The following is a 20,459-nucleotide window of genomic DNA, read 5'->3' on the forward strand; positions in this document are numbered from 1 at the left end:
CGGCGCAACCGCCGCTTTCGTGACATTGCTGCGCAATGCACTGCCGGGCAGTGATCGAGATCATGTTCGGCAGGCTCAAGGATTGGCGGCGCGTGGCCACCCGATACGACCGCTGTCCCACGGTCTTCCTCTCAGCCATCGCTCTCGCGGCCATCGTCGTTTATTGGGTTATGAGTCCAGACCCCAGGGCAGTCCCTGGGCAGGCCCAAGGCGATTGAATTTCTCTTCATTGCCGAGGACGCTTTACTCGCAAGCCCTTAACCTTGCGTAATTAATTACACGAACCGGAACGGCTAGGGGCCAGTCACCGGACCCCCGGAGTATTCGGACCACGAAGAAGCAGGGGCGTCCACCGAAGCGGGGCGCCTCTTCGCTGTTTCTCTGCTTTGACAAATATTCCCGCCGGAGGCTCCCGCAGGTGCGGCCGGCGCGGCGTCAGTAGGTGGGGTGGAACCGGCCAGCGGGCGAGAGGGTGAATATCTCGGAGCCGTCCGCTGTCACGCCGATGGAGTGCTCGAACTGCGCCGACAGCGATTTGTCCCGCGTCACCGCCGTCCAGTCGTCGCCAAGCACCTTCGTCTCCGGGCGGCCGAGGTTCACCATGGGTTCGATGGTGAAGAACATGCCTTCCTCCAGGATCGGCCCGGTGCCGGGGCGGCCATAGTGCAGCACGTTCGGCGGTGCATGAAAGACGCGACCCAGCCCGTGACCGCAGAAGTCGCGCACCACGGACATCCGGTGGCCTTCGACGTAGGCCTGAATGGCGGCGCCAATATCGCCGAAGGTATTGCCGGGGCGCACCGCCTCGATGCCCTTCATCAGGCTGTCGTGGGTGACCTGAATCAATCGCTCAGCCTTGCGCGACAGTTTTCCAGCCACGTACATTCGCGAGCTGTCGCCGTACCAGCCGTCGTTGATCACAGTCACATCGATGTTCAGGATGTCGCCGTCCTTCAGCACCTTGTCGCCGGGAATGCCGTGGCAGACGACATGGTTCACGCTGATGCAGGACGCGTGCTGGTAACCCTTGTAACCAATGGTGGCGGAGACCGTGCCAAGCTCCGTCACGCGCCGGGTGATGAAGTCGTCCAGTTCGCCGGTGGTCCGGCCCACGTCCACCAGAGCCGCCACTTCGTCGAGAATCTGCGCCGCCATCTTGCCGGCGGCGTGCATGCCTGCGAAATCCGCCGCTTCGTGAATGCGGATGCCTTCCCGGGTGATGCGTCCTGCGTGGTCCTGGTTCAAGGGCTCGGTCCTTCGGATCGTGGTCGGTACGTGGGTGCCCCCGTCATCTAGGGGGTTTTATCGCCGGATGCCAGAGCGGGGCGCTTGGCAGATGGAGCAGGGCGTGCAACTCTGGCTGGTGTGACGCAACGGAAAGCTGGCGGGAGGTGAGCGGGATGCGGCGGACTTCGGGAACTGCGGCCTTTGATGCGGGTGTGAGGGCGGCGCTGACGATGATCCCGGTGACGATTCTGACGGCGGTCCTTCCGGGTGCGGCTATGGCGGAGGACTGCCGCGACCGGATCGCGGCACTGTTTGAAGATGGCGGCGCGCTCGACCCCTTTTCGCGGCCGCCGCACAGCTATGTGGCCACCACCTATGACGCCGGTGGAGCGGTGAAGTGGATCTACCAGGCCCGGTACGAGACCGCGCTGAGGATGATCGGCGGTACGGAGGGTGGTAATCGCATCCTGATGATCGGGCCGGACACATGGACCGGGCCGAGTCCGGAGGGGCCATGGACCGCCGCGCCGAACCAGAACCCGCCGGACATGGAGGCCTTCTTTCGCGCGCATATGGCGGCGAGCGTGAAGAACCTCGACCGAACGGATTGCGCGGGCGTCGTTGAAATCGACGGGTTGCGTCTGGTGAAATTTACCTATGTCACACGGACCGACCCGGCACCGGAGGCGGGCGGCGCCTGGTTCGGTGCGCTCTATACTGCCTATATCGACCCCGATACCGGGCGCCTGATGCGGCAGGACACGGCGGAAAGTGTGGCGCATTATGCCTCCGAGCCTTCCACCGACCTTCAGGTCACCCTTTATACCTACGACCCCACAATCACGATCCCTACGCCCGAGTGACGCCGCGCGGGGCCTTCCCCTCGGGCACGGGGCGGCGTAAGTCGCGACCGACGCCCCGGAAAGAAGGACCTCAGCCCCATGTCGCACGTCACCCTCGTCCGCCACGGTCAGGCCAACACGCAGGCGCGTGACGAAATCGCGTACGACCGGCTCAGCGATATGGGGTGGCAGCAGGCGCGCTGGCTGGGCGAGCATTTGCGCGCCACCGGCGAACGCTTTGCCCGCGTCTACAGTGGCACCCTGCGCCGCCATGTCGAGACCGCAGAGGCTATCGCCGCCGACTGCGCCGCGGCCCCTGTACGCGACGCGCGGCTGAATGAAATGGCCTATTTTGACCTCGCCAAGCTGGTCGAGGCGCAGCATGGGTTGACCGTGCCGGACGACCGCGAAGGTTTCGTCGCACATCTGCCGAAGGTTTTCGATCTCTGGCAGACTGGCCGGGTGGAGGCGCCGCCCGAACCGTTCGAGACATTCGAGGCCCGCACCCGCGCCGCTTTGCAGGAGATCGCGGAGGGCGAGGGCCGCGCGCTGGTCGTCACATCCGGTGGGGTGATCGGAATGGTGCTGCGGCACGTCCTGCGGCTCGACCTGCGGGCAACCGCGCATGCCTGTCTCGCGATCGAGAATACATCCCTTCATCGAGTGCAGCCGCTGAAGGACGGGCTGTTGATGACGCAGTTCAACGCCCTGCCGCATCTGGAGGCCCCGGAGCGCCAGTTCGCGCGCTCACACCTCTGATCATCGCTTCGGCGCCCCCGCGCGCCACATCATGCCCCGTTTTCCCACTACGCGCTCGTCCACGGCGCGCCCTTCGGCATCGCTTCCGCTTTGCGCCAGAGATGCGCACGCTCGCGCGCCCGCGCGGCCGATCCCCCTGCGGCGTACGCGCTGATTTCCGACTGCTGGGGCAAGCCGGACTTTGACTGACGCCACGCCCAGGCCTTCCGCCGGAGGCCGGACCGGTATGTTGCCGGACCGGGGCGACTCACAGGGGTTGCAGAGTTCCGCATGGCGGTGGATCACCTGTCGCAAAACGGAGGAAGTTACCTATGACACAGGCTATGGCACGCTATCTGGCCCTGATCTTGCTGGCGCTGCCCGGCACGGTTCGGGCAGGGGACGTCTGCCGCGAGATCGACGCCACACAGGGATGGCAGCGGGCAGATTACCCGGCAGGCATGGTCGGGGACGTACAGGTGACGGGCACATGGACAGCCTCGGACGGCACGCATGCGCCCGTCGGCGCCCCAGGCCATCTGGAGGCGGAGGCCGATCGCATCGAAGACTCCGCCGCCCTCGGCGCGCTGCTGTTTGAAATCACGCTGGGCGAGGCGTCCCACCGTGGCAGCTGGGCGTTGTTCAAGACCATGCTGGACGAGGCTGGCGCCTTCCGGATGGACAGCTCGGAGTCGGGTGCCCGCCTGCGATTCCGCATCAATGAATCCGATGACGGTCTGTCGGACAACGCGGGCGCGCTTACTGTCTGCATGCACTACCTCGACTGAGGTCGGGCCGGGGCGGTCGCTTTCGGTCGCGTCCCTTGGAAACGTCCCACGCCGCGCCACGCCACGCCAGCGTCGCGGCCCCCATGTGCTTGTGCCGCAATAACTGCTGCCGGGGTGCGCGTCTCATGCGCGCGCCGAGCCGGAAAGCAAAACGGCGCGAGGGGCTGACCCTCGCGCCCTCGCGCCGCTTCTTTTCCGTCAAAGGCAGTCTGCTTCTCAGTTGCCGCCAAAGATGCTGCGCAGCACGTCGTCCAGCGTGGAGTTGCCCACCCGCGGCTGCTGGCTGGGCGCGGGTTGCGGCGCCGGTTGAGCCTGCATCTGCGGTTCCGGTTCCGGCGGCGGTAGCGGCGCGGCGGGCCCGACCATCGGCAAGGGGCGTGGCGTCAGCCCTTCTTGTACATGCGTCATGACCTCGGCCCAGATCTCTGCCGGGAGGCCGCCGCCCGTCACGCCCTTCAGCGGCGTGTTGTCGTCATAGCCCATCCAGACGCCGGTGACGTAATCGGCGGTGAAGCCTACGAACCACGCGTCGCGCGCCTCCTGACTGGTGCCCGTCTTGCCCGCCACCTGCCAACCATCCAGCCGCGCCCGCGTGCCGGTGCCCTCTGCGACGACCTTTTCCATCATCCAGACCAGTTGCTGCGCGGCTTCCTCCTGGATCACCCGGTCGCCCATGCCGCCGCCCGATCCCATTAGTGGCTCGCTCTCGCCTCTCAGCCGCAGCTCCCGCAGGCCGTATGGCGTCACCGAAGAGCCGCCGTTCAGGATGCCCGCGTAGGCGCCGGTCATCTCCAGCAACGTTGCCTCCGACGTGCCGAGCGCCATGGCGGGGGTATCGTGCAGGTCGCGGTAGATGCCGAAGTCGCGCGCCACCTTGATCACGAGGTCGCGGCCCACCGATTCGGAAACCTTGATCGCGGGGATGTTCAGAGACCGCTTCAACGCCTCGGTCAGGGTCACGCGGCCCGCGTAGTTGTGGGTGTAGTTCTCCGGGCACCACTCGCCGGAGCCGGGGATATTCATGCAGTAGGGTTCGTCCGTGACCGTGTCGTAGGGCGAATAACCCAGTTCCAGCGCGGTGGCGTAGATGAAGGGTTTGAACGCCGATCCAGTTTGCCGCACGGCCTGAGAAGCGCGGTTGAACAGGCCGGTTGCGTCCACGTCGCGCCCGCCCACCATGCCGCGCACCGCGCCGTCGGCGGACATGACGACCACGGCGACCTCCGCTTTCGACCCCTCCTTGACCTTTTCATTGAAGATTTTCAGCACCGCGTCCGAAGTCGCCTTCTGGATGCGCGGGTCCAGCGTGGTCGAGATGATGACGTCGTCGGAGGCGTCGGAGGTGAACATCTCCGGTCCCGATTGCATCACCCAATCGGCAAAGTAGCCGCCGCCCAGCGATTCGGCCCCGTCCGAAAGGGTCGCGGGGTTGTCCTGGTAGTGCTGCGCCTCTCCGGCGGAGAGGTATCCCTGCTCCTCCATCAGCCGCAGGACCGTGGCCGCGCGGGCCTGGCTGCGCTTGAGGTTCGAGGTGGGGGCGAGTGTGGAGGGGGCCGTCAGCAGCCCCGCCATCATCGCGGCCTCTGCCGGATTCAGATCGGCGGCATGCTTGCCGAAATAGCGCTGGGCCGCCGCCTCCGCCCCGTAGGCGCCGCCGCCCATGTAGGCACGGTTGAGGTAGATCGAAAGGATGTCGTCCTTCGAATATTTCACCTCCATCGCCATGGCAAAGATCGCTTCCTTCGCCTTCCGCTCGAGCGAGGACTGGCGACAGTCGTCGACAAAGGCCGCCTCGTTCTTCCATTCCTTCGGGTCGTAGGTCCGGCCAAGGCACAAAAGCTTCGCCGTCTGCTGCGTGATGGTCGAGCCGCCGTGCCCGGACAACGGGCCGCGGCCCTCGCTCAGGTTGATGCGGATGGCCGAGGCGATGCCGCGCGGGCTGAGGCCGAAGTGCTTGAAGAACCGCTTGTCCTCCGTAGCGATCACTGCGTTCCTCAGGTGGGGGCTGATCGTGTCGGCGTGCACCACACCGCCGAACTGGTCGCCGCGCAGGGCAAACACCCGATCGTCGCGGTCCAGCAGTGTCACTGATCCGCGCGCGCGCCCGTCCATGAAGGCGCTCACCTCGGGCAGCGTCGATTCGACGTACAGCACCCAGGATCCGATCCCCAGCGCCACCAGAACGGCAATCGTCACCGCGACTTTCATCACCGTCCGGACGATCCAGCCAAACAGACCGAGAATCAGCCCGACGGGCCCCCGCCGTCTGCGCGGGGCAGGGGGGCGGCGTTTCTTCGGGCTCTTCTTGCCGGGAGTGGGTTTCGGCGTAGATTTCGGCGTGGCCGTCCGGGAGCCGTAGCGGCGATCCGCTACCAGCTTGCCGGGCTTGCGCGTGGAACTCATGTGGGCCTGCTCTGCTTCTGTACCGGGCGCGGCGCGCGCGGGCGTGGCTGTCTTGCGCGCGACTCTACCCCGCCCGGCGGGGAATGTTGACCACCTCCGATGGCTGACTCACGTTTTTGTTTTGCTTAAATACTATGCGATACTGGAATGAAGCGCAAAAATTGTGCGACGCGGCTTCTAAAAATGCCCGCAAATTCGCCAAAGCCTTCATTTTCGAAGGGTCTCGCCCCTTTGCTTCAAGGGCCAACAGCGGGGCCCGCCCCCGCCAAGACCGAAGGGGAACAAGGTGAAACTGATCATTGCAACGATCAAGCCGTTCAAGCTCGAGGAAGTGCGCGAAGCGCTGACGGGCATCGGCGTGCGCGGCATGATGGTGACGGAAATCAAGGGCTTCGGCTCTCAGTCCGGCCATACCGAAATCTACCGCGGCGCGGAATACGCCGTGAACTTCGTGCCGAAGATCAAACTGGAGATCGTCGTCTCCGCCGCCATGGCGGATCAGGTGGTGGAAACCATCAAGACGACCGCGCAGACCGGCAAGATCGGCGATGGCAAGATCTTCGTTCTCGACGTGCAGCAGGCGGTCCGCGTGCGCACCGGCGAAATCGACGCAGACGCGCTCTGAGACAGCTCAAGGGGAAAACTGGAATGAAACTCTTCAACACGGTTGCCGCGGCTGCGGTGCTGGTGGCCCTGCCCACCCTGGGGCTGGCCCAGGAAGACGCGGCAGAGGTTCTGCCGCTCTCGGGCGAGATCGGCTATATTTTCACCACCTTCATGTTCCTCGTCACCGGTTTCCTGGTGATGTGGATGGCCGCGGGCTTCTCGATGCTCGAATGCGGCCTTGTGCGGTCGAAGAACGTCACGATGCAGGCGCTGAAGAACGTCTCGCTCTTCGCCATCGCCGCGCTGATGTACTACCTTGTCGGCTATAACCTGATGTACCCCGGCGACGCGTGGACCATGTCGGGCGTAATCGGCGCCTTCACCCCGGCGGTGATGGAAGCGGTCGGCGGTTCGCCGGAAACCGATCTGACCTACGCTTCGGTCGGTTCGGATTTCTTCTTCCAGCTGATGTTCTGCGCCACCACCGCGTCCATCGTGTCGGGAACCCTGGCGGAGCGTATCAAGCTTTGGCCGTTCCTGATCTTCACCGTTGTCCTGACGGGCCTGATCTATCCGATCCAGGCGTCCTGGAAGTGGGGCGGCGGTTTCCTCGCGCCGGGTGACGGCAGCGTGACCGACTTCCTCGATTTCGCGGGCTCGACCGTGGTGCACTCCGTTGGTGGCTGGGCGGCCCTGACCGGCGCGCTGATCCTCGGCCCGCGTATCGGCAAGTACAAGGACGGCCGCACGGTTCCGATGCCGGGTTCCAACCTGACGCTGGCCACGCTGGGTACGTTCATCCTGTGGCTTGGCTGGTTCGGTTTCAATGGCGGTTCGCAGCTCTACATGAACACTGCAGGCAACGTGGCCGACATCTCCCGCATCTTCGCCAATACCAATGCAGCAGCAGCCGGTGGCGCGATCGCGGCACTGATCCTGACGCAGATCCTCTACAAGAAGCCGGACCTCACCATGGTGCTGAACGGCGCGCTGGCCGGTCTTGTGTCGATCACCGCAGAGCCGCTGACCCCCGGCCTTGGTTCGGCGACCCTGATTGGTGGCTTCGGCGGGGTGCTTTGCGTGCTTGCGGTTCCGATGCTGGACAAGCTGAAGATCGACGACGTCGTCGGCGCCATCCCGGTGCACCTGATCTGTGGCATCTACGGCACCATCGCGGTGGTCTTCACCAACGGTGACGCCTCGCTTGCCACGCAGCTCTACTCCATCCTCGTGGTCGGTATCTTCGTGGTCGTGACCTCGGGCGTGGTGTGGTTCGTGCTGAAGATGGTCATGGGAATCCGCGTCGCCGAAGAAGACGAGATCAACGGCCTTGATATGGCTGAACTGGGCATGGAAGCATACCCGGAATTCTCCAAGGGTTGAGGCCCGGAGCATCCGAACGATGACCGGGGCAGGATCTCCTCCCTCTGCCTCCGGTCTCTGGTCCCACCCCGGGCGCAGTGATGCGCCCGGGGTCTTGTATTCGCGGCTGCGGTGTTCGGGGGGGGGGCGTGAATAAAGCGAAACAGTCGGGCTTGATAATTCTGACTATTTCAGTCATGAAAAGGCAGTCACAGGAGAGTCTCTCATGATGGTCTGCCACTGCCACGCGATTTCCGACCGCGACATCCATGCCGCCATGGACTGGATGCGCGCCGCCGACCCGGACACGATCATCACTCCGGGCAAGCTCTACCGTGCGCTGGGCAAGAAGGCCGATTGCGGCGGCTGCCTGCCGCTGTTTCTTGAAACCATGGCGCAGAACGACAGTCTCGGCGTGCCGGTGCTCACCCCCGCCGCCGCGCGCCGCCTGCAGAAGCGCGCACGCTGACTGCTCCGGGGCTTATGACCGCTCCAGCCCCGTTCCGGCCTTTTGGTCCTGTGCGCGACGCCTCTGGCCTTTTCACCGTCCTCGCGTCATTCTGGCAGGACCGAACCCAGCCAGGGGCTGCGGCCGGATGGCCGCGTGGCCTCAGCCAGGTCCCCGTACACCACCAGAGAGGGCACCATGAGGGGCGACGAAAAGGTCATCGACTATCTTAACTCGGCACTGCGCAGCGAACTGACGGCTGTCAGCCAATACTGGCTGCACTATCGGTTGCAGGAAGACTGGGGCTTTGGCCGCGTCGCCGCGAAATCGCGCGAAGAAAGCATCGAGGAAATGAACCACGCCGATCGTCTGATCGAGCGGATCATCTTTCTTGGTGGGCACCCGAACCTGCAAAAGCTTGATTCGCTGCGTATCGGCGAGACGCTGCGCGAGACGCTCGAATCCGATCTGGCCGCCGAACACGACGCGCGCACCCTGTATATCGAGGCGCGCCAGCACTGCGAGGCCGTGGGGGATTACGTGACGAAGAACCTCTTCGAAGAGCTGATCGCCGATGAGGAAGGCCACATCGACTTCCTCGAAACCCAGCTGGAGCTGGAGGCTACGATCGGCGCCTCCGCTTACGGCCAGCTGCAGGCGAAGCCGACAGACGAGGCCTGACGATCCCGGACCCGGTTTTGCGGCCATGTCTGGTTCTGGGTGTTCCGCTGACTGTATCAGCCTCCCGCGCGCGCCTTTGGCGCGCGCGATGGGGGGTCCGCCCGGCCGCGCCCCCGGAGGTATTTGGACCAATGAGAAGGAGGACCGAGCATTTCTCCGAGGCATCACGAGGGGCGCGGCGAGAGGTCGGTGCGATGCGGCTGACTTGCCGTTGACAAGGGTTGCGGCGGGTTGACGACTGGCAGGTATGAGTCACTCGACCGGTGAGGATATACCTTGAACACGATCGCGATCATGTGAATGGGGCGCGTCCAGAGTTGCCAGCTCGGAGGGCCGCCTGCCGGGACCGGGGTTGGAAGCCCATGGTCCGGAAACCCGGGCTTAACCCGACAGCCGCAGTCAGCGGGCCGCTTCGCGTTCGAGCCGCTGACGAGCGATGGCCTCGTTTCGGGCAGCCTTGCGGTCGGCGGACAGGGCGGCCTCGACGTAGCCCAGATGCGCCTCCACCGCCGCGCGTGCGCCTGCCGAATCGCGAGCCTGAAGGGCAGCATTGATCGCGCGGTGCTGTTCCAGGAGTTGCTCCCGCGTGGCGCGCTGTTTGAACATGATTTGCCGGTTGTAAAACACGCCTTCGCGCAGAAGCTGGTACATCGACCGCATCATGTGCAGCATGATGACGTTGTGGCTGGCCTCGATGATGGCGAGGTGGAAGTCCGCGTCGAGTTGGCTCTCCTCTGCCGGGTTGCGCTTGCCATGCGCGGCTTCCATCTTGGCCATCAGTTCGTCGATGACCTTAAGATCGGTTTCCGTGCCGTGGCGGGCGGCGCGTTCTGCGGCCAGTCCCTCCATGTCGCGGCGGAAGGACAGGTAGTCGAAAACCGCCTCGTCATGGTTGGCAAACAGCCCGATCAGCGCCGTGGAAAAGGCCGAACCCAGCACGTCGGTGACGAAAATCCCTGCGCCAGCACGGGTTTCCAGCAGTCCGCGTGTCTGAAGTTCTGCTACCGCCTCACGCAGGCTGGGCCGCGAAACACCGAGCTTGTCGGACAACTCGCGTTCCGAGGGCAGGCGTTCGCCGGGGCGCAGGATGCCCCGCAGGATGAGCTTTTCGATCTGGCGCACGACGGCGGCCGACAGCTTCTCCGGGTGCACTTTCTCGAACGGCATGGCGGGCTCCTGTGGTCCGGTTCTTTTACCAAAACCAGCAGGGCTCTGGCTAGTCCGTGCTGCGCGGCCGGTCGGAGCACGTGGATCCTACCAGCGGTCCAGCGCGGCCTCGTCCTCGTCCTTTGCCGCGACCCAGCCAGCGCCATCGCGCAGGTGCTCCTTCTTCCAGAAGGGCGCGCGGCTCTTGAGGTAGTCCATCAGGAATTCGGCCGCCTCGAAGGCGTCCTTGCGGTGCGGCGCGGCGGTGGCGACCATCATGATCTGCTCGCCCTTCTCCAGCCGCCCGTAACGGTGAATCACCAGCACATCGCCCAGTGACCAGCGCTGCATCGCCTCAGTGGCGATCTGCTCCAACGCGCGCTGGGTCATGCCGGGGTAATGCTCGATCTCCATCGCGTCGAGCCCGCCGTCCACGTCACGCACCACTCCTGTAAAGGTGACAACCGCGCCCATATCATGCCGCCCCTGCGCGAAGGCCGTAGCCTCTGCCCCGAAGTCGAAGGGCGCCTCCTGCACCGCGATCTTCATGTTTGCGCCCCCCATCGATCCGACATTTCAGCCCCCCGTCATTGGCGGGAAGAACGCGACCTCGCGCACCCCCGCGAGCGGCGTGTCGAAATCCGCGAGGTCCTGATCCACCGCGACCCGCAGGGCCGACAGGTCCTCGAAGGCGGCGGCGTAGCGTTCCTCGCGCGCACGCAGTTCCTCGACCAGCGCCATCACCGTGGTGGCCTGCGTGTCGACAATTTCCTTTGCCAGCCCGATCCGTTCCCGCACCCAAGCGAAGTAGAGAACCTGCATCACTTTTCCTCCTTCAGATGCGGCAAGGCCTTCAGCAGGTAATCCGCGCCGGTCACCAGCGTCAGGGCCGCCGCGATCCACAACAGGATGAGCCCGATCCGTGCCGCCCAGACCATGCCGTGATACTTCCAGAGAAGGCCCTGCGTGTCAGCCATCGTGCCATCCAGCACGCCGTCGATGATCGCGTCGTCCATCCCTATGGAGGATACCACGAGGTAATGTTCGAATACGCCCTGACTGAACAGCACCGCGATGGCGACCATCTGGAAGGTGGTCTTCCATTTCGCCAGCTTGGTCACCCTCAGCGTGCCCGCCGTGGCGCCGAGAAACTCGCGCAGGCCGGAGACAAAGACCTCCCTGAAGAGGATCATCGTCGCGGGCAGCACAAGCCACGGGCTGTAGGAGGAGTAGCCGACGATTACCATGAGCGCGATCACCACCATCGCCTTGTCCGCGATGGGGTCGAGCATGGCCCCGAGCTTCGTTTCCTGTTTCCAGGCGCGGGCGAGGTGACCGTCAAAGAAATCGGTGATCGCCGCCATCATAAAGAGCAGCAGCGCCAGCCAGTCCGCCAGCGGACGGGCGAAATAAAGGAACATGACGCCAACGCCGGGGGCGGCGAGCAGGCGAAGAACCGTCAGGATATTGGGCAGAGTCCATTTCATCGCCGTATGCTTAGCGGTTTCATCGGGCGGCGGAAAGAGGGCCGGTTTGCCGCGCCCCGGCGGCGTTCCGCGTGCGGTATGTTGCCAGCCGGTTTGCGGGTCGGAGGGATGAGTCATCGGAGACCTTTTTCGGCTGGCTTTGCTGTGCGGGTATAGCGGGTAAACATTGCGGCCCCGTGTCGGAGCGCGCCCGGACTCTTCATCCCCCCGACAGGATCAGCAGTGCCAGAAGCCGAGAAATGCAGCCTCGGGTCCGGAGGAGAGTCGGAAGGTCAACCGGGCATTGGCGCGCAGGCCTGCACCGGGAAGCTCTTCGACGAACATACCGAGGCCCTCCGCGCTCCACAGACCGGGAGAGGTCGCGTCCAGCGGGACCAGCACACCGTTGAGCAGCATGACGCCGGGACCCTCGGGGCTAGTAGCGTACAGAACCGGATCGCCCGCGCGGGTGTAGCGGAAGGTGCATTCGGCCTCCTGTGCGAGAACCTGCCCGGCCTCCTCACGGGTCAGCGGCTCGGGGTCGAGGGTCGACAGGAGGGTGTTCGACAGCGCGGCTTGTACGTCGCCGACCTGCGGCGCGGGATCCTCGTAGACGTCCCCGGAGGTGCGCCCGGCCTCCAGATCCGCGATCAGTGCACGCATTTCCGCGATCTCCTTGCGCTGAGCGAGGGCGATATCCCCGGCCAGCCCAGTTACGCGCGGGTCTGAGATCTCCGCCCGGGTCGATGTCATCACGGCGATGGAATGGTGCGGGATCATGGCGCGCATGTAGCTGGCATCCTGTACGGTGACCTGAGCGCGAACGAGGAACAGCGTCCCGACGAAGACAACGCCGCCGCCGATCATGATCCCGAGGTTCACCCTCCGCGAGGGATACATGCCGAACATGAAGGCCATCATCACCACCGCCATCACGCCGCCCATCAGGAGCGCCATGTAGATTCGCGTCTCGCTGAAGAAGATATGTTCGAGCGCGTAGGTGTTGAGATACATCAGGCCGAACATGACGACCGTGGAGGCAAGGATCATCGCGGCGAAACGTCCGTAGTGCATGTCATTTCCTTTGTGTGGTCCGTGGGTCAACGCAACGTGTCGCGGTTTGGTTGCCCTAGGGGGCGGTCCGCTGCCCCCGGGCACGAATACGGTCCAGAAGGCGGGCGCGGGCCTCCGGCAGGGGCTTGTCGCCCATCTGCGGGGCCAGACGGTGTTCCATGAAGTAGCCGGTCGTATCCAGCGCCTGAGCGATCTCGCTGTCTTCCGCTTCGCCCTGTCCCAGCATGACGGGAGGGAGCGGCAGCAGGTGGTGAATCCAGTTGCCCGCGCCTTCTGCGGTGACAGCCCGCCCCGATTTCGGCGAGACGTAGACCAGCCCCTCGGTACGCGCTGTCACGGCGCATTGCCCGAGGTCGAGGGCGAAACCCATGTCCTCCAGAAGCGCCAGTTCCCAGCGCAGGTAGGCCAGCGGCCAGAGGTCGGGCTGGCCCAGCAGGTCGAGCAGGCGCTCGGAGCGCAGGTAGAGCGCGGGATGTGGCACCCGTTCGGGCAGGCAGAACCGGAGCAGCGCAACCACGGCGTTCAACCCCGAGAGCGCCAGCCGGTCGCCCATCGCCGCTGCTGCGCGGGAGCGTTGCGGTTCCACGGTGAAAGCGCCGATGTGATCCTCCAGCCGGGCGCGCCAACGCAGGTCGAGCTGCCCGCCGGGTTGCAGGTGGGGGGCCATCTTGCGCGATGTGCCGCCGCGCAGCACGCCCGCATGGCGCCCGCGCTCGGGCGTGAATACGTCGAGGATCAGCGATGTCTCGCCGTGCCTGCGCGTGCCCAGAAGGATGCCCGTGTCCCGCCATTCCATACGCGGCACTCTGGGCGGGCCTTGGGGGGAGGACAAGCCCCGACACGCAAGGGCTGGATCAGCCACGGCCCCGGGCGATTTGCATCAAATTCGACGCAATACTGACCGGGGCAAGGGGATCTCAAGGAAGCTGTGGCAGACCCTTTGGACGACGGTCCACCCCAGAAGGGAGAGAGAATGCCGCGACACCTGACTGCTGCCCTGCTATGCCTTCTTGGTGCTTTGATATTGCTGGCAAACCCGGTGCCGGCGCAAACGATTTCCTTTGAACCACGCGGCGCCCTGAGCGGGGCGGGAAGGCCGTTGCTCGCCGGGGCGGGCGGGCCGGTCGTTGTTACTCAAAGCGCGGGTCAGGCGCAGGTTCTTCAGGTCAGCGTTGATCCAACCGGAGCAGGGGCGAGCCTTTTCGCCGGGCGCGCGGCGGCCTCATTCTTTGCGCCGCATCCGCTGAGGGAGGGGCGGCGGCAGGGATTCTTGCCGATCCGTTCCGGTGATGGCGGGCCTGTCGCGCGGCTGCGCGACCTGATCGCCGCGGCCGAGGCGGGGCGCGCGCAATATGACGCGGTCCAGTACGGCGCGCGTACCCAGCCGCCGAAGCCGCCGACTCAGTTGACGATTGCCGATATCTACCAATGGATCGATGCCACACCGGGCCAGCCGCACGCCATCGGACGCTACCAGTTCATTCCCGACACGCTGCGCGGATTGGTACGCAAGGCGGGGCTGGATGTGGGGGAGCGATTTTCGCCCACGGTGCAGGACCGGCTGGCGGATATGTTGCTGGAAGAGGCGGGGCTGACGGCGATGCGGGAGGGGGTGATGACCCGCAGGGGCTTCATGAATAACCTGGCGAAGATTTGGGCGGGGTTGCCGAACTCTTCGGGGCGGTCGCATTATCACGGATACGCGGGAAACCGGGCGACGATGACATGGGCGCATTTCGACGCGCAGATGGCGCGAATCTTTCCGGGATGAATGGCGGATAGGCCGGGGTTTTCCCGGAACGGGACCGCGACCTTGGTGCGCGATCAGGCGAGCCCGGGTTCGTCCAGCAGGTGGCGTCCCTGCCGGTCCTCGACCTCGATCACCCAGAGGTCTGGATCGAATTCCCTTTGCCGGGCGATGGTTTCATCCACGTCCTGCTCCGCCCCGGCGGCCAGTTCCGTCCATTTCCGTTCGCCGGTCATCAGGTCGAAGCTGCGGGTGAAGGCGCGCGCCTGCCCGTCGAGCGTGGCGAGTTTCACCAGAACGGCACCGGCGGTGTCGTCGCCGTGGGTGGTGACGAAGGCGGGTATGTCCTGCAGGCGCAGACGGGCGAGGTAGGCGTCGATCCAGAAGCGGGCGGTAAGGCGGGCGGTCATGGTGTTCTCGTCGATGCGGGGCTCTGCCTTGTCGGACAAGGCGCGTCTGGCGGGCGGGGAGGGGGCTCTGCCCCCGCCTCCCTGCGAAAGAGACCCCCCGGAGGTATTTTAGCCGGGCAGATAAAGGGGCACTGCGCGCTTCTGCCTAGGGGCCCTGCGCGCTTCTGCCTGGGGATCAGGTGTTGCCGTCCTTGAAATTGAGGCCCATCTCGGAGTAGCGCTCGGCTTCTTCAAGCCAGTTTTCGCGGACCTTGACCTGAAGGAACAGGTGAACCTTTCGGCCAAGGAATTCAACGAGTTCCTCGCGCGCGGCCTTGGAGACCGCTTTGATCGTCTCGCCCTTGTGGCCGAGCACGATGCCCTTGTGACCGTCACGGGCCACGTAGATCACCTGATCGATGCGGGCGGAGCCGTCGTCGCGCTCCTCCCAGTTCTCCGTCTCGACCGTGAGCTGGTAGGGCAGTTCTTGATGCAGGCGGAGTGTGAGCTTTTCGCGGGTCATCTCTGCCGCGATCATGCGCATCGGCAGATCGGCGATCTGATCTTCGGGGTAAAGCCACGGCCCTTCGGGGATTTCACGCGCCAGCCATGCGCGCAGATCGTCGACGCCGTAGCCGCGCTCGGCGGAGATCATGAAGGTATTGAGAAAGGTGAAGCGTTCGTTGAGGTCCTTGGAGAGAGCGAGCAGGTCCTCTGCCTTCACGCGGTCGATCTTGTTGATGGCGAGTGCGACTTTCGCCTTCTTCGGCAACTCGGAGAGACCTTCGAGGATGCGTTCCACGCCGTCGGTCACGCCGCGGTGCGCCTCTACCAAAAGGACCACCACGTCGGCGTCCGCGGCACCACCCCACGCAGCCGCGACCATGGCGCGATCCAGCCTGCGGCGCGGCTGGAACAGTCCGGGCGTGTCGACGAAGATCAACTGGCTGTCGCCTTCCATCGCGACGCCGCGAATGCGTGTGCGGGTGGTCTGAACCTTATGCGTCACGATGGAAACCTTCGCCCCGACCATGCGGTTGGTGAGGGTGGATTTGCCTGCGTTGGGCTCTCCGATCAGGGCGATGAAACCGGCGCGTGTGGTCATGTGTCGTGTGTCTATCCGGGCTATGCCAAAGGAGGGTGAAGGCGCATCCATAGCGGGTTTCGCGCGCCTTCGCCATAGCACAAAGGGGAAGGGGTGTCTGCTTCGGGCTTCGCGCAGCGCCAGTTCGCTGGCTTTGATCGGATCTCATGATGAACCCCGGCCGGGAAGGGCGCTGAACGGGCGTTTCGGGACCCTTTGCGCGGAATGCGATGGAAGGGGCGAATCGGGAACTTCGGACTCAGTGAGGGGCATTTTTGCCCAGCGGGCGCGACCCGCGCCCTGTGCGAACGAAAGGCGATCACCTTTTGGTGATCGGCCCGTGCCTCAGCCGTCGCCCGTCGCGGATCAGCGACCACGTCCCGGAGGCCACAATCAGGGCAGCCCCGGCCAGGGTTAACGCATCGGGGCGTTCGTCGAAGAGCGTATAGGCCAGTACCAGCGCGATCAGCAGGCGGGTGTAACGGAAGGGTGCGACCACGGAGACTTCACCGGTGCGCATCGCCCATGTGATCGCTGTGTAGCCGATGACCCCGGCCACGGCGGTGCCGCAGATCAGCGCGGCGGCCTGGGGCGATGGCAGGGTGGGCGCGGCGGGTTCGAAGGCGAGGATCACCACCCCGGCAAAGCTGACCACGGCAAAGCCCAGCACGCCCAGTTGCGCGGCATGCACGTGCATCGGCGCGGTGCGGGTGGCGAGGTCGCGGCCCGCGAAGCCGATCATGCCGAGGATGGCGAGGATCGCGTTGGGCTGGAACGCATCGGGCGTCGGGCGGACGATCAGCAGCACCCCCGCGAAGCCAACCGCCATGGCGATCCAGCGTGCAGGTCCGATGCGTTCGCCAAGGATCAGCCCCGCGCCCAGCATCACGACCAGGGGGGCTGCTTGCAGGATGGCGGAGGTGGTCGACAGCGGCGTGTAGGCGAGGCTCAGGGCAAAGAACAGGCGACCGGTGATCTCGAAGGCGGTGCGGATCAGCAGGCCTTTCCTCAGGTATTCGGGCGTCCAGACGGGCACGCCCGTGTGCCGCGCGTAGAGCGCGTAAAGACCCATGGCGAGCAGGCCGAACTGCAGCGTACCCATGCCTGCGGTGATGCCGCCGGTGGCGGTGGCAGCCTTGAAGAAGGCGTCCTCGATTCCGAAGCCCAGCATGGCGAGAATCATGAAGAGGGAGCCCTTGAGGTTGTCGGTCATGGTCACGTCCAGGAAACTTTCCGGGGAGGTGTCACGGAGCGCGCGCCGGGGCAAGGGGTTGTGCAGCCCTGGAAGGTCTCTGGCCTTCTGAGGACAACTGAAGGGAGAGTGTGGTTGTGAGTGCCGGCGCAGAAGTCATCCTGAGGCAAAACCGATTTCCACCGTGGAAAATCGGCCTGAAAACCTGGGAGGTTTCCGGGCCGTATCAGCCAAGCCGGTCCAGCAGCGCCTTGGCAGCGGCCTGTTCGGCCTGACGTTTGTTGCTGGCGGTGGCCTGCGTCGTCTCGCCGGAATCGAGGCGCGCTTCGATGGTGAACAGGGGCGCGTGGTCGGGGCCGCTGCGGGCTACCTCCGTATAGGTGGGGGGCGGCATCTTTCGGGCCTGTGCCCATTCCTGCAGGGATGTCTTGGCATCCTTGGCGTCTTCGTCGACGCCTTCGATGCGGTCGCCCCAAAGCCGCAGTATCATGTCCCGCGCGACCTCGAAGCCCGCGTCGAGGTAGATGGCGGCAATTACCGCCTCCATCGCGTCGCCCAGAAGCGCCTGTTTGCGGCGGCCCCCGGACATCTGCTCGGACCGGCCCAATTTCAGCGCCTCTCCGATGCCGACTTCGCGTGCCACGTCGGCGCAGGTTTCCTTGCGCACCAGCGCGTTGTAGCGCGGCGCGAGTTGTCCTTCGGAGGCGGCGCGGTCGTGGGCAAGAAGCGCCTCGGCCATGACAAGGCCAAGCACGCGATCACCGAGGAACTCCAGCCGCTGGTTGTCCTCGCGCGTGGTGGAGGACATGGAGGAATGCGTCAGCGCGCGGCGCAGGCGGGCCTTGTCCTGAAAGGTATGCCCGAGGCGGGTTTCCAGCGCCTTTACCTCGGCGGATAGTTTCATTCGATCCTCCATGGCGCGCGTGCCGCGCCCGGCTGCCTGCGCAGGACGACCCAGCGCGCCCGCCCGATGATGCTGTCCATGGCCACAGGGCCGAGGCCCATCGTGCCGCGTGCAACGCGGCTGTCGAGCGAGTTGTCGCGGTTGTCGCCCATGACGAACATATGCCCGGCGGGGACGGTGATGAGGGCGGTGTTGTCCGAGGATTGCGGACCGATGTCCAGCACGATTTGCGCGCGACCGTCGGGAAGCTGCTCGCGGAACATCGGCTTCAGGCAGGTTTCACCCCGCACGGTGGCGCAGAGCGGGCGTTCCAGCCCCGGGGCGGGGGTCAGCGGTTCCGCGTACTCGCCCGCCGGGATCTGCGGCCAATCCCGGCCGTTTACAAAAACCACCCCGCCCTGCAGGCGGACCGTATCGCCGGGCAGGCCGATGACGCGTTTGACCAACGCCGTACCCGGTATGGGGTGCGTAAACAGCAGCACGTCGCCGGCGCGCGGCGCCCGCAGGAGTGGGGTGGCGAGGATGGTGTCGCCGGGGAGGAGGGCCGGTTTCATGCTGCCGCTGGCGATGGCATAGGGCGCCCAGATCGCGCGGGAGGCGACGAAGGCCGCCATGATCCAGACCAGTGCGCGGGCCGTGCGGGAAAAGGCGCCGGGGGTGACCTCGACCCGGGCGGGGCGGAAGAGTAGCCAGAGGCTCAGGGCCTGACCCAGCACGGGCAGGGGCATCACGGCCAGCCACCAGCCCGACAGCCCCGTGGCCCGCAAACGGCGCCTTGCGTGGCCGTAGAAAAGCGCCACGGCCAGTCCGGCGAGAAGCGTCAGAAGGATGCGGGGGCCGGAGAACTCCGGCAGGGCAAAGGCCGTGGCGGGCAGGGCGAGTGCAAATAACAGCGCCAGCCCGAAGGTGCCCCGCCCCGAAAGACCGCGCCAGTCGAGACCTGCGCGCAGCCAGCACATTAACTTACTCGATGGCCTCGAAGAAGCGATCCTTGCGCCAGGTCCAGAAGAACAGCATGGAGCGGCCCGCCGAGGAGAACATGACGCGGTCGGCGCGACCGATCAGGTTTTCAAAGGGAACCATGCCGACGCCGCCCACCATCGAAGCGATGCGGCTGTCCGCCGAATTGTCGCGATTGTCGCCCATGAAGAAGAAGTGGCCCTCGGGCACCTCGTAGACTCCGGTGTGGTCTGATGCCTGATCGCCGATGTTGAGGATGTCGTGGGTAACGCCGCCGGGCAGGGTTTCCTTCAGGCGGGTCTTGATGCAGATGCCGCCTTCGCCCACGGGGCCGTTTTCACAGCGCGGACGCAGGCCCTGCGGACCCTGGGGCTTCTGGACTTCTTCGAAGGTGCCGGCGGGCTGGATCTCCACAGGCTGGCCGTTGATGTATAGGATGCCATCGCGAACCTGGATCTTGTCGCCGGGCAGGCCGATCAGCCGCTTGATGAAATCACGCCCGGAGGTCGGGTGACGGAAGACCACCACGTCGCCGCGCTGCGGCTGGCTGCCGAACAGTCGGGTGTTGTCGCCGTCGGCCCAGCCGCAGATGTCATGTGCATCGACGTCGACGCCAAAACGCGGGATCACCACGGACGGGCAGGAGGCATAGGAATAACCGTAGGCCATCTTGTTGACGAAGAGGAAGTCGCCGATCAGCAACGTGTCCTTCATCGACCCCGACGGAATCCAGAAGGGCTGGAACAGAAAGGTGCGAAAGACGCCCGCGATAAGCAGTGCGTAGACGATGGTCTTGATCGTCTCGACGATTCCGCCCTTTTTCTCTTCGGTTGCCATGAAATGCCCCTCGTTGAATTCCCGCGTGCTTGATGGGGCGAGGCGGCAGGCGTGTCAAGGCGAGAGGCCGTGAGGTTGCGCCCTGGTCAGCGGGGGTGCCGGCGCCATGATCCAATGGCCATGCGTGGCTTCTTGGGGTCTGACGGGTCAGGTTTCGAACGGCCGCGCCTCGATCACGACAAAGGCCTGCGCCCAGGGGTGATCGTCGGTGAGGGTGACGTGCACGATGGCCTCGTGCCCCGGCGGCGTCATCTGCGACAGCCGCTCCGCGGCCCAGCCGGTCAGGTGCATCACGGGCTGCCCGGTGGATAGGTTGGACACCGCCATGTCCTTCCACGCTATACCCATGCGCAGGCCGGTGCCGAGCGCCTTGGAGCAGGCTTCCTTCGCGGCCCAGCGTTTTGCATAGGTGCCTGCGACGTCGGCGCGGCGTTCCGCCTTGCGCTGCTCGGTCTCGGTGAAGACGCGGTTGCGAAAGCGATCGCCAAAGCGGTCCAGTGTGGATTGGATTCGCGCGATGTTCGCGAGGTCTGTGCCGATGCCAAGGATCATGACGCAGGGCCTA

24 protein-coding genes are annotated in these 20,459 nt (G+C 65.2%); 9 read left to right on the forward strand and 15 right to left on the reverse strand.

Annotation, left to right across the window (positions count from 1 at the left end; genetic code table 11):
* Positions 1-35 precede the first annotated feature (35 nt).
* Positions 36-218: a transposase gene (locus tag J5474_RS23150; RefSeq protein ID WP_342454043.1), complete on the forward strand. Its 183-nt coding sequence runs from the start codon at positions 36-38 to the stop codon at positions 216-218.
* 217 nt (positions 219-435) lie between these two features.
* Here the strand turns inward: J5474_RS23150 and map are convergent, their stop codons facing one another.
* On the reverse strand, positions 436-1,245 hold the full coding sequence (gene map, locus J5474_RS14350) for a type I methionyl aminopeptidase (protein ID WP_209361614.1): 810 nt from the start codon (positions 1,243-1,245) through the stop codon (positions 436-438).
* 155 nt (positions 1,246-1,400) lie between these two features.
* Between map and J5474_RS14355 the strand changes: the two genes are divergently transcribed.
* From J5474_RS14355 to J5474_RS14365, 3 genes are all read left to right on the forward strand, one after another.
* Positions 1,401-2,090 (forward strand): hypothetical protein, encoded by a 690-nt coding sequence (locus tag J5474_RS14355; protein WP_209361615.1) that lies wholly within the window; start codon positions 1,401-1,403, stop codon positions 2,088-2,090.
* Between the two features lie 78 nt (positions 2,091-2,168).
* Positions 2,169-2,828, forward strand: a complete 660-nt coding sequence (locus tag J5474_RS14360; protein WP_209361616.1) for a histidine phosphatase family protein — start codon at positions 2,169-2,171, stop codon at positions 2,826-2,828.
* A 311-nt stretch (positions 2,829-3,139) separates the two neighbouring features.
* A complete protein-coding gene (locus tag J5474_RS14365) occupies positions 3,140-3,595 on the forward strand; it encodes a hypothetical protein (RefSeq protein WP_209361617.1) in 456 nt (151 codons plus the stop codon).
* A gap of 216 nt (positions 3,596-3,811) precedes the next feature.
* Here the strand turns inward: J5474_RS14365 and J5474_RS14370 are convergent, their stop codons facing one another.
* Positions 3,812-5,998, reverse strand: a complete 2,187-nt coding sequence (locus tag J5474_RS14370) for a transglycosylase domain-containing protein (protein ID WP_209361618.1) — start codon at positions 5,996-5,998, stop codon at positions 3,812-3,814.
* A 286-nt stretch (positions 5,999-6,284) separates the two neighbouring features.
* On the opposite strand from J5474_RS14370, the gene J5474_RS14375 reads away from it, so the two are divergent.
* The 4 genes from J5474_RS14375 to bfr all read left to right on the forward strand — a co-directional run bounded on the left by J5474_RS14375 (position 6,285) and on the right by bfr (position 9,095).
* A complete protein-coding gene (locus J5474_RS14375; protein ID WP_209361619.1) occupies positions 6,285-6,623 on the forward strand; it encodes a P-II family nitrogen regulator in 339 nt (112 codons plus the stop codon).
* A 23-nt stretch (positions 6,624-6,646) separates the two neighbouring features.
* Positions 6,647-7,987 (forward strand): ammonium transporter, encoded by a 1,341-nt coding sequence (locus J5474_RS14380; RefSeq protein ID WP_209361620.1) that lies wholly within the window; start codon positions 6,647-6,649, stop codon positions 7,985-7,987.
* Positions 7,988-8,192: 205 nt separating this feature from the next.
* A complete protein-coding gene (locus J5474_RS14385) occupies positions 8,193-8,435 on the forward strand; it encodes a (2Fe-2S)-binding protein (RefSeq protein ID WP_209361621.1) in 243 nt (80 codons plus the stop codon).
* 177 nt (positions 8,436-8,612) lie between these two features.
* Complete coding sequence (gene bfr / locus J5474_RS14390; protein ID WP_209361622.1) at positions 8,613-9,095, forward strand: bacterioferritin; 483 nt, start codon at positions 8,613-8,615, stop codon at positions 9,093-9,095.
* 399 nt (positions 9,096-9,494) lie between these two features.
* On the opposite strand, the gene J5474_RS14395 is transcribed toward bfr, so the two are convergent.
* The 6 genes from J5474_RS14395 to recO form a co-directional block, all read right to left on the reverse strand.
* Positions 9,495-10,262, reverse strand: a complete 768-nt coding sequence (locus J5474_RS14395; RefSeq protein ID WP_209361623.1) for a FadR/GntR family transcriptional regulator — start codon at positions 10,260-10,262, stop codon at positions 9,495-9,497.
* A gap of 87 nt (positions 10,263-10,349) precedes the next feature.
* Entirely contained in the window at positions 10,350-10,790 is a 441-nt protein-coding gene (locus J5474_RS14400) for a molybdenum cofactor biosynthesis protein MoaE (protein ID WP_209361624.1), read from the reverse strand.
* A gap of 27 nt (positions 10,791-10,817) precedes the next feature.
* On the reverse strand, positions 10,818-11,063 hold the full coding sequence (gene moaD / locus J5474_RS14405) for a molybdopterin converting factor subunit 1 (RefSeq protein ID WP_209361625.1): 246 nt from the start codon (positions 11,061-11,063) through the stop codon (positions 10,818-10,820).
* Positions 11,063-11,728, reverse strand: a complete 666-nt coding sequence (gene pgsA, locus J5474_RS14410; protein WP_209361626.1) for a CDP-diacylglycerol--glycerol-3-phosphate 3-phosphatidyltransferase — start codon at positions 11,726-11,728, stop codon at positions 11,063-11,065. Before pgsA ends, moaD begins: the two co-directional genes overlap by 1 nt.
* A 216-nt stretch (positions 11,729-11,944) precedes the next feature.
* Positions 11,945-12,781 (reverse strand): DUF305 domain-containing protein, encoded by an 837-nt coding sequence (locus J5474_RS14415; RefSeq protein WP_209361627.1) that lies wholly within the window; start codon positions 12,779-12,781, stop codon positions 11,945-11,947.
* A gap of 55 nt (positions 12,782-12,836) precedes the next feature.
* Entirely contained in the window at positions 12,837-13,577 is a 741-nt protein-coding gene (gene recO, locus J5474_RS14420; protein WP_209361628.1) for a DNA repair protein RecO, read from the reverse strand.
* A gap of 474 nt (positions 13,578-14,051) precedes the next feature.
* Here recO and J5474_RS23295 point away from each other — a divergent pair, with 474 nt between their 5' ends.
* Positions 14,052-14,552: a hypothetical protein gene (locus tag J5474_RS23295; RefSeq protein WP_425342891.1), complete on the forward strand. Its 501-nt coding sequence runs from the start codon at positions 14,052-14,054 to the stop codon at positions 14,550-14,552.
* Positions 14,553-14,605: 53 nt separating this feature from the next.
* Here the strand turns inward: J5474_RS23295 and J5474_RS14430 are convergent, their stop codons facing one another.
* From J5474_RS14430 to acpS, 7 genes are all read right to left on the reverse strand, one after another.
* Entirely contained in the window at positions 14,606-14,938 is a 333-nt protein-coding gene (locus J5474_RS14430) for a DUF1491 family protein (protein WP_209361839.1), read from the reverse strand.
* Between the two features lie 175 nt (positions 14,939-15,113).
* Positions 15,114-16,022, reverse strand: coding sequence for a GTPase Era (gene era / locus J5474_RS14435; protein WP_209361630.1), 909 nt, complete (start codon positions 16,020-16,022; stop codon positions 15,114-15,116).
* A 298-nt stretch (positions 16,023-16,320) separates the two neighbouring features.
* Positions 16,321-17,214, reverse strand: coding sequence for a DMT family transporter (locus J5474_RS14440; protein ID WP_209361631.1), 894 nt, complete (start codon positions 17,212-17,214; stop codon positions 16,321-16,323).
* 205 nt (positions 17,215-17,419) lie between these two features.
* The gene (rnc, locus tag J5474_RS14445) at positions 17,420-18,097 is read right to left on the reverse strand and encodes a ribonuclease III (protein ID WP_209361632.1); all 678 of its coding nucleotides are present in this window, start codon (positions 18,095-18,097) and stop codon (positions 17,420-17,422) included.
* Entirely contained in the window at positions 18,094-19,056 is a 963-nt protein-coding gene (gene lepB, locus J5474_RS14450; RefSeq protein WP_209361633.1) for a signal peptidase I, read from the reverse strand. Before lepB (J5474_RS14450) ends, rnc begins: the two co-directional genes overlap by 4 nt.
* Positions 19,057-19,060: 4 nt before the next feature.
* Positions 19,061-19,894: a signal peptidase I gene (gene lepB / locus J5474_RS14455; protein ID WP_209361634.1), complete on the reverse strand. Its 834-nt coding sequence runs from the start codon at positions 19,892-19,894 to the stop codon at positions 19,061-19,063.
* A gap of 147 nt (positions 19,895-20,041) precedes the next feature.
* Entirely contained in the window at positions 20,042-20,446 is a 405-nt protein-coding gene (gene acpS, locus J5474_RS14460) for a holo-ACP synthase (protein WP_209361635.1), read from the reverse strand.
* Between the last annotated feature and the right edge of the window lie 13 nt (positions 20,447-20,459).

Origin of the sequence: Sagittula salina, from assembly GCF_017813235.1 — a bacterium.
Classification (GTDB): domain Bacteria; phylum Pseudomonadota; class Alphaproteobacteria; order Rhodobacterales; family Rhodobacteraceae; genus Sagittula; species Sagittula salina.

What these genes read in the sequence shown, in the direction of transcription:
- J5474_RS23150 (WP_342454043.1), top strand. Translation starts at nt 36, where the DNA reads ATGCACTGCCGGGCAGTGATCGAGATCATGTTCGGCAGGCTCAAGGAT.
- J5474_RS14355 (WP_209361615.1), top strand. Translation starts at nt 1,401, where the DNA reads ATGCGGCGGACTTCGGGAACTGCGGCCTTTGATGCGGGTGTGAGGGCG.
- J5474_RS14360 (WP_209361616.1), top strand. Translation starts at nt 2,169, where the DNA reads ATGTCGCACGTCACCCTCGTCCGCCACGGTCAGGCCAACACGCAGGCG.
- J5474_RS14365 (WP_209361617.1), top strand. Translation starts at nt 3,140, where the DNA reads ATGACACAGGCTATGGCACGCTATCTGGCCCTGATCTTGCTGGCGCTG.
- J5474_RS14370 (WP_209361618.1), bottom strand. Translation starts at nt 5,998, where the DNA reads ATGAGTTCCACGCGCAAGCCCGGCAAGCTGGTAGCGGATCGCCGCTAC.
- J5474_RS14380 (WP_209361620.1), top strand. Translation starts at nt 6,647, where the DNA reads ATGAAACTCTTCAACACGGTTGCCGCGGCTGCGGTGCTGGTGGCCCTG.
- J5474_RS14385 (WP_209361621.1), top strand. Translation starts at nt 8,193, where the DNA reads ATGATGGTCTGCCACTGCCACGCGATTTCCGACCGCGACATCCATGCC.
- bfr (WP_209361622.1), top strand. Translation starts at nt 8,613, where the DNA reads ATGAGGGGCGACGAAAAGGTCATCGACTATCTTAACTCGGCACTGCGC.
- J5474_RS14395 (WP_209361623.1), bottom strand. Translation starts at nt 10,262, where the DNA reads ATGCCGTTCGAGAAAGTGCACCCGGAGAAGCTGTCGGCCGCCGTCGTG.
- J5474_RS14400 (WP_209361624.1), bottom strand. Translation starts at nt 10,790, where the DNA reads ATGAAGATCGCGGTGCAGGAGGCGCCCTTCGACTTCGGGGCAGAGGCT.
- moaD (WP_209361625.1), bottom strand. Translation starts at nt 11,063, where the DNA reads ATGCAGGTTCTCTACTTCGCTTGGGTGCGGGAACGGATCGGGCTGGCA.
- pgsA (WP_209361626.1), bottom strand. Translation starts at nt 11,728, where the DNA reads ATGAAATGGACTCTGCCCAATATCCTGACGGTTCTTCGCCTGCTCGCC.
- J5474_RS14415 (WP_209361627.1), bottom strand. Translation starts at nt 12,781, where the DNA reads ATGCACTACGGACGTTTCGCCGCGATGATCCTTGCCTCCACGGTCGTC.
- recO (WP_209361628.1), bottom strand. Translation starts at nt 13,577, where the DNA reads ATGGAATGGCGGGACACGGGCATCCTTCTGGGCACGCGCAGGCACGGC.
- J5474_RS14430 (WP_209361839.1), bottom strand. Translation starts at nt 14,938, where the DNA reads ATGACCGCCCGCCTTACCGCCCGCTTCTGGATCGACGCCTACCTCGCC.
- era (WP_209361630.1), bottom strand. Translation starts at nt 16,022, where the DNA reads ATGACCACACGCGCCGGTTTCATCGCCCTGATCGGAGAGCCCAACGCA.
- J5474_RS14440 (WP_209361631.1), bottom strand. Translation starts at nt 17,214, where the DNA reads ATGACCGACAACCTCAAGGGCTCCCTCTTCATGATTCTCGCCATGCTG.
- rnc (WP_209361632.1), bottom strand. Translation starts at nt 18,097, where the DNA reads ATGAAACTATCCGCCGAGGTAAAGGCGCTGGAAACCCGCCTCGGGCAT.
- lepB (WP_209361633.1), bottom strand. Translation starts at nt 19,056, where the DNA reads ATGTGCTGGCTGCGCGCAGGTCTCGACTGGCGCGGTCTTTCGGGGCGG.
- lepB (WP_209361634.1), bottom strand. Translation starts at nt 19,894, where the DNA reads ATGGCAACCGAAGAGAAAAAGGGCGGAATCGTCGAGACGATCAAGACC.
- acpS (WP_209361635.1), bottom strand. Translation starts at nt 20,446, where the DNA reads ATGATCCTTGGCATCGGCACAGACCTCGCGAACATCGCGCGAATCCAA.